General features: G+C 72.1%; 6 protein-coding genes and 1 pseudogene. 5 read left to right on the forward strand and 2 right to left on the reverse strand.

The genetic code is table 11. The features are described 5' to 3' along the window. Positions 1–231 (forward strand): annotated as a pseudogene (locus tag VFH10_RS02410) (hypothetical protein); the annotation flags it as partial. A gap of 183 nt (positions 232–414) precedes the next feature. Here VFH10_RS02410 and VFH10_RS02415 read toward each other — a convergent pair. Further along, positions 415–2,505 (reverse strand): elongation factor G, encoded by a 2,091-nt coding sequence (locus VFH10_RS02415; protein ID WP_325125567.1) that lies wholly within the window; start codon positions 2,503–2,505, stop codon positions 415–417. A gap of 123 nt (positions 2,506–2,628) precedes the next feature. Here VFH10_RS02415 and VFH10_RS02420 point away from each other — a divergent pair, with 123 nt between their 5' ends. Further along, positions 2,629–3,267 (forward strand): VOC family protein, encoded by a 639-nt coding sequence (locus VFH10_RS02420; protein ID WP_325125569.1) that lies wholly within the window; start codon positions 2,629–2,631, stop codon positions 3,265–3,267. Between the two features lie 16 nt (positions 3,268–3,283). Beyond that, on the forward strand, positions 3,284–3,991 hold the full coding sequence (locus VFH10_RS02425; RefSeq protein ID WP_325125571.1) for a class I SAM-dependent methyltransferase: 708 nt from the start codon (positions 3,284–3,286) through the stop codon (positions 3,989–3,991). 13 nt (positions 3,992–4,004) lie between these two features. Here the strand turns inward: VFH10_RS02425 and VFH10_RS02430 are convergent, their stop codons facing one another. Beyond that, positions 4,005–5,084 (reverse strand): LacI family DNA-binding transcriptional regulator, encoded by a 1,080-nt coding sequence (locus VFH10_RS02430; protein ID WP_325125573.1) that lies wholly within the window; start codon positions 5,082–5,084, stop codon positions 4,005–4,007. A gap of 142 nt (positions 5,085–5,226) precedes the next feature. On the opposite strand from VFH10_RS02430, the gene radA reads away from it, so the two are divergent. Both radA and disA read left to right on the forward strand, forming a co-directional pair. Then, complete coding sequence (radA, locus tag VFH10_RS02435) at positions 5,227–6,690, forward strand: DNA repair protein RadA (protein ID WP_325125575.1); 1,464 nt, start codon at positions 5,227–5,229, stop codon at positions 6,688–6,690. A 136-nt stretch (positions 6,691–6,826) separates the two neighbouring features. After that, positions 6,827–7,912, forward strand: a complete 1,086-nt coding sequence (disA, locus tag VFH10_RS02440) for a DNA integrity scanning diadenylate cyclase DisA (RefSeq protein WP_325125577.1) — start codon at positions 6,827–6,829, stop codon at positions 7,910–7,912. Positions 7,913–7,957: the final 45 nt, after the last annotated feature.

A 7,957-nucleotide genomic window follows, 5' to 3' on the forward strand; every position in this document is an offset into this window, starting at 1 on the left:
GAGTACGACCGGCGCGGGTGGGGACCGGGCGGCCACGACCTCGACTGGTACTGCTCGGGCAACACCGAGGCGCACATCGGGCAGGACCCGGTGTACCTCTCCAACGACCGCGAGCTGGTCGAGCTGATGGGCCAGGCGGCGTACGACGAGCTTGTAGACCACTGCGAACGGCACATGGCGTCACGGTCCGCACTCGCAATACATCCGGCTGATCCGGAAAGTGCTCGCTGAGCCCTCTCCGCGACACCAGCTGCGCGCGACATGGACCGCTAGCCGACGGGTCCGTTCGCGAGGAGGAGCGAAGCGGGGGAATCGCGAACTGACCTGTCGGCGAGCTCAGCCGAAGCGCGAGCGAAGCGAACCGCGGAAGCCAGCCGTAGCTGCGTGACACCAGCCACGGACGTTTGTGACCACCTAAGACCTGAGCTTTGCCGCGAGCTGTTCTGGCATGGGTTCGTAGCGGGCGAAGGACCGTGTGAACGACGCGGCGCCGTGCGAGAAGGCCCGCAGGTCGATGGAGTAGCGGACGATCTCGGTCTGCGGCACCTCCGCACGCACCAGGGTCCGGTCGTCGCCGACCGGCTCCGAGCCCAAGACCCGCCCGCGCCGGCCGGACAGGTCGCTCATCACCGTGCCGACGAGGTCGTCGGGCACCAGCACGGCGATCTCGTCGACGGGCTCCAGCATCGCGACCTTCGCGCTCGCGGCCGCTTCGCGGAGCGCGAGCGCGCCGGCGGTCTGGAACGCCATGTCCGAGGAGTCCACGCTGTGTGCCTTGCCGTCGTGCAAGGTCACCTTGATGTCGACGACGGGGTACCCGGCAGCCACGCCCCTCTCCATCTGGGCGCGCACGCCCTTCTCCACCGAGGGGATGAACTGACGGGGGACGGCGCCGCCGACGACCTTGTCGACGAACTCGAAGCCGGAGCCCTGCGGCAGCGGCTCCACGGTGATGTCGCAGACGGCGTACTGCCCGTGGCCGCCGGACTGCTTCACGTGTCGACCCTTCGCCTCGGCCTTCGTCGCGAACGTCTCGCGCAGCGGGACCCGCAGCTCCACCTGCTCGACGCCGGCGCCGTGCCGGTTCTCGAGCCGGTCGAGCACCACGTCGGCGTGTGCCTCGCCCATGCACCAGAGGACGATCTGGTGGGTCTCCGCGCTGTGCTCGATGCGCAGGGTGGGGTCCTCCGCCGCGAGCCGCTGGAGGCCCTGACCCAGCTTGTCCTCGTCGGCCTTGGCGCGTGCCTCGATCGCCAGCGGCAGCAGGGGTTCGGGCATCGACCACGGCTTCAGCACCAGCGGCGTGTCCTTGTCGGACAGGGTGTCGCCCGTCTCCGCGCGGCTCAGCCGGCCGATCGCACACAGGTCGCCCGCGACCACCTGGTCGCAGGGGCGCTGGGTCTTGCCCAGCGGCATCGACAGGGCGCCGATGCGCTCGTCCTCGTCGTGGTCCTCGTGGACCCCGCTCGCCTCGTCCTCAGACGTGCCGAAGAACGACGAGAAGTGCCCGGACACGTGGACGGTGGCGTCGGGGCGGATGGTCCCGGAGAAGACCCGGACGAGGCTGACCCGACCGACGTACGGGTCGGACGTCGTCTTGACGACCTCGGCCACCAGCGGGCCTTCGGGGTCGCAGGTCATCGCGGGGCCCGCCTTGCCCTCGGGTGTGAAGACGTCCGGCATCGGGTGCTCCAGCGGGGAGGGGAACCCGGAGACGATCAGGTCCAACAGCTCCGATGCGCCCACCGAGGTCGACGAGTCCACCGCCAGCACCGGGTGGAACGACCCGCGGGCGACCGCGCGCTCGAGGTCCTCGAGCAGCAGGCCGCGGTCGATCTCCTCGCCACCGAGGAACCGGTCCATGAGGGTCTCGTCCTCGGACTCCTCGATCACCGCCTCGATCAGGGCGGCCCGCTGCTCGTCGTGGGCGTGGTCGTCGGAGAGCAGACCGACCAGCTGGTCGCCCTCGCGGAGGTACACCGGCACGACCTTCTCCCCGAAGGCCGCCTGGGCCTGGAGCACGACGCCGTCGTAGTCGGCGCGGGCGTGGTCGAGCTTGGTGACCACGACGACGCGCGGCATGCCGACGTCGGCGCACTCGCGCCACAGCGCCTTGGTCGGCTCGTCGACGCCCTCGTTGGCGGCGATCACGAACAGCGCGCAGTCGGCCGCCCGCAGCCCGGCCCGCAGCTCACCGACGAAGTCGGCGTAGCCGGGGGTGTCGAGCAGGTTGATCTTCACCCCGTCGTGCATGAGCGGCGCGAGCGCCAGACCGGTGGACCGCTGCTGGCGGTGCTCGGCCTCGTCGAAGTCGCACACCGTCGTACCCTCGACGACGCTTCCGCCCCTGTTCAGCACACCGGCCGAGACCAACAGCGTCTCGACCAGTGTCGTCTTTCCTGATCCCGCGGGGCCCACGACGGCCACGTTGCGGATCGCATCAGCCCGGTCCGCGACCGGGACACCTTCTTTGCCTGTCTGGGCTGCTCCCTGCTTCCCTGCCACCGTCGACGCGCCTCCTCGACCAGGTCTGAGGTTCCTCACTGTTCACCCGCGGCGGGGGGTCGCACAAGGGGTCCTCCGACCCCAGTGTCGAGCCGTTGCCCGGCACTCGCGACAATGCTCCGTATGCGTTTGGACCATCTCTCGTACGCCGCCGGACCCGACGGGCTGCACGGCACCGCGGGTCGCATCGGTGCGCTGCTGGGTGAGGAGTTCCGCGACGGGGGGATCCACCCGCGGTTCGGCACGCGCAACATGGTGTTGCCGCTGAGCCAGGGCACGTACCTCGAAGTCGTGGAGGTCCTCGACCACCCGGCTTCCGACAAGGCGCCGTTCGGCCAGGCCGTGCGGGCGCGTTCCGCGCTCGGCGGCGGCTGGCTCGGCTGGGTGGTGTCGGTCGACGACATCGCCAAGGTGGAGGCGCGGCTGGGTCGTCCGTCCGTCGACGGCAACCGGCACCGCCCCGACGGCGTCGAGCTGCGCTGGAAGCAGATCGGGGTCACGGGCCTGCAGTCCGACCCGCAGCTGCCGTTCTTCGTGCAGTGGGAGTCGCCGCAGATCGAGCACCCGTCGAGCGGCGCGACCGGGAAGGTCCATCTCGACACCCTGGAGATCGCGGGCGACCCGCACCGGGTGAGCGAGTGGCTCGGCGACCCGGTCACCGAGCCGCTGGAGGACGTCTCCGTCGAGTGGGTGGCGCCGCACGGTACGCCGGGCGTGGTGGCCGCGAAGTTCAGCACCCCGTCCGGGCTCGTCCGGATCTGATCTCGGCCCACCCGCGGTGGCGAAGCCCCTCGACGGCGCGGTACCGAGCCCGAACATCTGGCACCACCCGCAGACCTACGAGGTCGAGAACCGTGCGGTCGACCCCGAGGGCGCGATCGACGCCGCGATGCGGTCGGTCGCCTCATGGCAGGGCCGGGACTTCCTCGACCTGGGTTGCGGAACCGGGTTCCACCTGCCGCGCTGGGCGGCCGACGCCCGGTCGGTGGTCGGCGTCGAGCCGCACCCCGACCTCGCCGCGGTCGCCGTCCGACGTACCGCCAGGCACCCCAACGCCTCGGTGCGAGTCGGCACGGCGCAGCGGATCCCCTTGCCCGACGCCTGCGTCGACGTGGCGCAGGCGAGGTGGGCCTACTTCTTCGGGCCCGGCTGCGAGCCCGGGCTAGCCGACCTGGGGCGCGTGATGCGGCGCGGCGGCACGGCGTTCATCGTGGACAACGACGCCCGCCGCTCGACGTTCGGCGGGTGGTTCCGGCGCGGCTACCCGAACGTCGACCCCGAGGAGGTCGAGCGGTTCTGGTCGCGGCACGGCTGGCAGCGCATCGGCGTCGACACGGTGTGGCGCTTCGAGTCGCGTGCCGACCTGGAGGCGGTGGTGCGGATCGAGCTCCCCGGCGACGTGGCCGAGGCGGTGCTGCGCGAGCACGGCGTGGCCGACGGCCTCGAGGTCGACTACGCGGTCAACGTGTGGTGGCGGCGCTACTGAGCCGCGCCACGCTCTAGGTGGTCGCGCGGACGGACAGCGTCGGGACGAGCGTCCGCCCGAGCTCGGTCAACGGGCGGTGCGCGAGCAGGTCGCCGAGATGCTTGACGATCTCGACCGCGACCTGCTCCAGAGGCTGCCGCACCGACGTGAGCCCGGGCGAGCAGACCTGGGCAGCGAGTGAGTCGTCGAACCCGACGACCGACAGCTCCGGTCCGGGTGTCAGGTCTCGCTCGTGCAGCGCGCGCAGCACGCCCATCGCCAAGGTGTCGCTCCCGCACACGAATGCGGTCGGGTGCTCCGAGTCCAGCAACGCGTGCGCCGCCCTCCGACCGAAGTCGAGCGTGTCGTCACCGCGGGCGCTGAGCCGGCTCGTCGAGAGGCCGTGCTCGTGCAGCCGGTCGGCCCAGCCGCTGCGGCGGTCCTCGCCGATGTAGGAGCCCTTCTGCCAGCCCACCCAGGCGATCCGCTCGTGGCCGCGCTCGACGAGGTGGTCGACCGCCAGCATCACGCCGGCGCGGCCGTCGACGTCGACCCACGGGTGCCTCGCGGCCGGGTCTCCCCACGGTCGGCCGAACGCCACGAACGGCACGCCCCGCTCCTCCAGCCAGGCCGCCTGCGGGTTGCCGCGATAGGTGTCGGTGAGGAGGAAGGCGTCGACCGCCGCGGAGCGCAGGAGCTCGTCGTACCCGTCCATCGGGTCGGCCTCCGCAGTGACGGCCTCCGCGGTCCCCGCGTCGAGAGAGGCGTCGGCTCCAACCTGTCCGCAAGTGAAGAGCAGCACGTGGTATCCGGCGTCGCGGGTGCTCTCCACCAGCGAGTGCAGGAACCGGTCCATCAGCGCGTTGGCGCTGTCCTCGACGGCCGGCTCGACCCGCAGACCGATCAGGTGAGACGCGCGGGTGCGCAGGTTGCGAGCGGCGCGGTTCGGCGAGTACCCGAGGCGCTCGATCGCCTCCTGCACCCGCGTGAGGGTCTCCGGGCGGAGCAGGTCTGGGCTGTTCAGCGCGTTGGACACGGTCTGCCTGGAGACGCCGGCCTCGGCCGCGACGGTCGCCAGCGTGGGCGCGCCACCTCGGTCCGGGCGTCTGGTCATCGGCTGCTCCCCCGGGTACGGCGCCCTCGGCGGACGCCCGTCGTGCTTCGCTGGAACGATCCAATAGTAGCCTCCGCACTCGGAGCCGGTCGGTCCGCCGTGCCTGACCACGACTGTCGGCGGCCTCCCCTACGGTCCCTCCATGAGCAGCTCTCGTTCGACCGGCCGCGCCAAGACCCGCTCCAGCCACCGCTGCTCGGAGTGCGGCTGGGAGACCGCCAAGTGGGTCGGACGCTGCGGTGAGTGCCAGACCTGGGGCAGCGTCGCGGAGGCCGGGGCGGCGCCGGCGGCCCGCACCCAGGCGGGCCCGGTGACGGCGCCGGCGGTGCCGATCGGCCAGGTGCCGATCGAGGACTCCCGCGCCCGCACCAGCGGCGTGCCGGAGCTCGACCGAGTGCTCGGTGGCGGGCTGGTGCCCGGGGCGGCCGTGCTGCTCGCCGGTGAGCCGGGGGTGGGCAAGTCCACCCTGCTGCTGGAGGTCGCCGCGCAGACGGCGCGTTCGGGTCTGCGCACGCTCTACGTCTCCGGGGAGGAGTCCGCGTCGCAGGTGCGGCTGCGGGCCGACCGCACCCGCGGGGTCCACCACGACCTGTTCCTCGCGGCCGAGACCGACCTCGGGGCGGTGCTCACCCACATCCACGAGGTGCGGCCCGAGCTGTTGGTGATCGACTCGGTGCAGACCATCGGCGCTCCGGATGTCGACGGCGTGCCGGGCGGGGTCACCCAGGTCCGGGAGGTCGCGGCCGCCCTCGTGCGGGTGGCCAAGACCCAGAACATCGCGACCGTGATGGTCGGCCACGTCACCAAGGACGGCTCGATCGCCGGGCCGCGGGTGCTCGAGCACCTCGTCGACGTCGTGCTGCAGTTCGAGGGCGAGCGCGACTCCCGGCTGCGCATGGTGCGCGCGGTCAAGAACCGCTTCGGCCCGGTCGACGAGGTCGGCTGCTTCGACCTGTCGGGCAGCGGCATCGTCGCGGTGACCGACCCGACCGGGCTGTTCGTCGCTCGGCACCACCAGCCGGTGGCAGGCACCTGCGTCTCGGTGGTGCTCGAGGGCCGCCGGCCGATCCTGGCCGAGGTGCAGGCCCTGGTGACGCCGTCGGCGGCCGAGCGCCCTCGTCGTACGACGTCGGGCCTGGACTCCTCGCGCGCGGCGATGATCGTCGCGGTGCTCCAGCAGCGCTGCCGGATCAACCTGCACAGCCAGGACGTGTTCGCCTCCACGGTGGGCGGCGTCCGCATCCAGGAGCCGGCGGCCGACCTGGCGACGGCGATCGCGATCGCGTCGGCGTGGAAGTCTCGCGAGGTGCCGACCGACGTGGTCGCCATCGGCGAGATCGGGCTGGCCGGTGAGCTGCGCAGGGTCCGCGACACCCCGCAGCGGATCGCGGAGGCGGCCCGGCTCGGCTTCGGGGCGGCCATCGTCCCGCTGGAGCAGGGCGGCCGGCCGGGTGCGGTGCGCACCGTCGACGGGCTCGAGGTCGTCGGCGTCCCCGACCTCGACGCGGCGCTGCGGGTGCTCGACCTCGGCCGGGGTGACGTGGTGCCGTTGTTCGGCCCGGGCAATCCCGGCCCGCACCTGCCGCCCGGCTTGGACGTCGGGTAGTCCCGGCACGAGCGACGCCCAGGACCATCACGTGGTCGGCTGCACGCGCCGCGCAACCCCCGGGGCCCGTCTCCCCCTAGACTGACGTCCGCGACACGCCGGATCGAGTGGCCGGCATCGAGGATTCGGGAGACACGTGGGACCCACCGACCGGGCGGACGACAACTATCGCCTGCGCGCGACGCTGGCGAACATCGCCCCCGGCACCGCCCTGCGCGACGGGCTGGAGCGGATCCTGCGCGGCCGCACCGGCGCCCTGATCGTGCTCGGCTCCGACAAGACGGTCGAGTCGATCTCGACCGGCGGTTTCGAGCTCGACGTCACGTTCACGTCAACCGGCCTGCGCGAGCTGGCCAAGATGGACGGCGCGATCATCCTCGACCGCGACGCGAGCCGGATCATCTACGCCGCCGTGCACCTGATGCCGGACCCGTCGATCTACTCCGACGAGACCGGCACCCGGCACCGCACCGCCGACCGGGTCGCGCGGCAGACCGGGTTTCCCGTGATCTCGGTGTCGCAGTCGATGCAGATCATCGCGGTGTACGTCGGGGAGACCCGTTACGTGCTCGAGGACTCCGGCCAGATCCTGTCCCGGGCCAACCAGGCGCTGGCGACCCTGGAGCGCTACAAGCTGAGGCTCGATGAGGTGTCCAGCACCCTGTCCGCACTGGAGATCGAGGACCTGGTCACCGTGCGCGACGTCGCCGTGGTAGCCCAGCGGCTGGAGATGGTAACCCGGATCGCGCGGGAGATCGAGGACTACGTGCTCGAGCTCGGCTCCGACGGCCGGCTGCTCTCGCTGCAGCTCGACGAGCTGGTGACCGGCGTGGACCTGGAGCGGGAGCTGGTCATCCGCGACTACCTCCCGCTCACCCGACGCAGGCGCAGCGCGGGCGAGGTGCTGGCCGACCTGGAGGCGCTCAGCCCGGCGGACCTGGTCGACGTGGCCGCCGTGGCGCGGGCGCTCGGGCTCGGCGCCAGCGAGCACCTCGACGGCGCCGTCACGCCGCGCGGCTACCGGCTGCTGGCCAAGGTTCCTCGCCTGCCCGGCGCCGTGGTGGACCGGCTGGTCGACCACTTCGGCAGCCTGCAGAAGCTGCTCTCGGCGAGCATCGACGACCTGCAGGCCGTGGACGGGGTGGGTGAGCTCCGGGCCCGCAGCGTGCGTGAGGGGCTCTCCCGGCTGGCCGAGTCGAGCATCCTCGAGCGCTACGTCTAGCCTTCGCCGTTCCGGGTCTTCTTGCCCTTCCGGTCCTGACGGTCG

The sequence above is a fragment of the Nocardioides sp. genome, assembly GCF_035697785.1.
In the GTDB taxonomy this organism is placed as follows: domain Bacteria; phylum Actinomycetota; class Actinomycetes; order Propionibacteriales; family Nocardioidaceae; genus Nocardioides_B.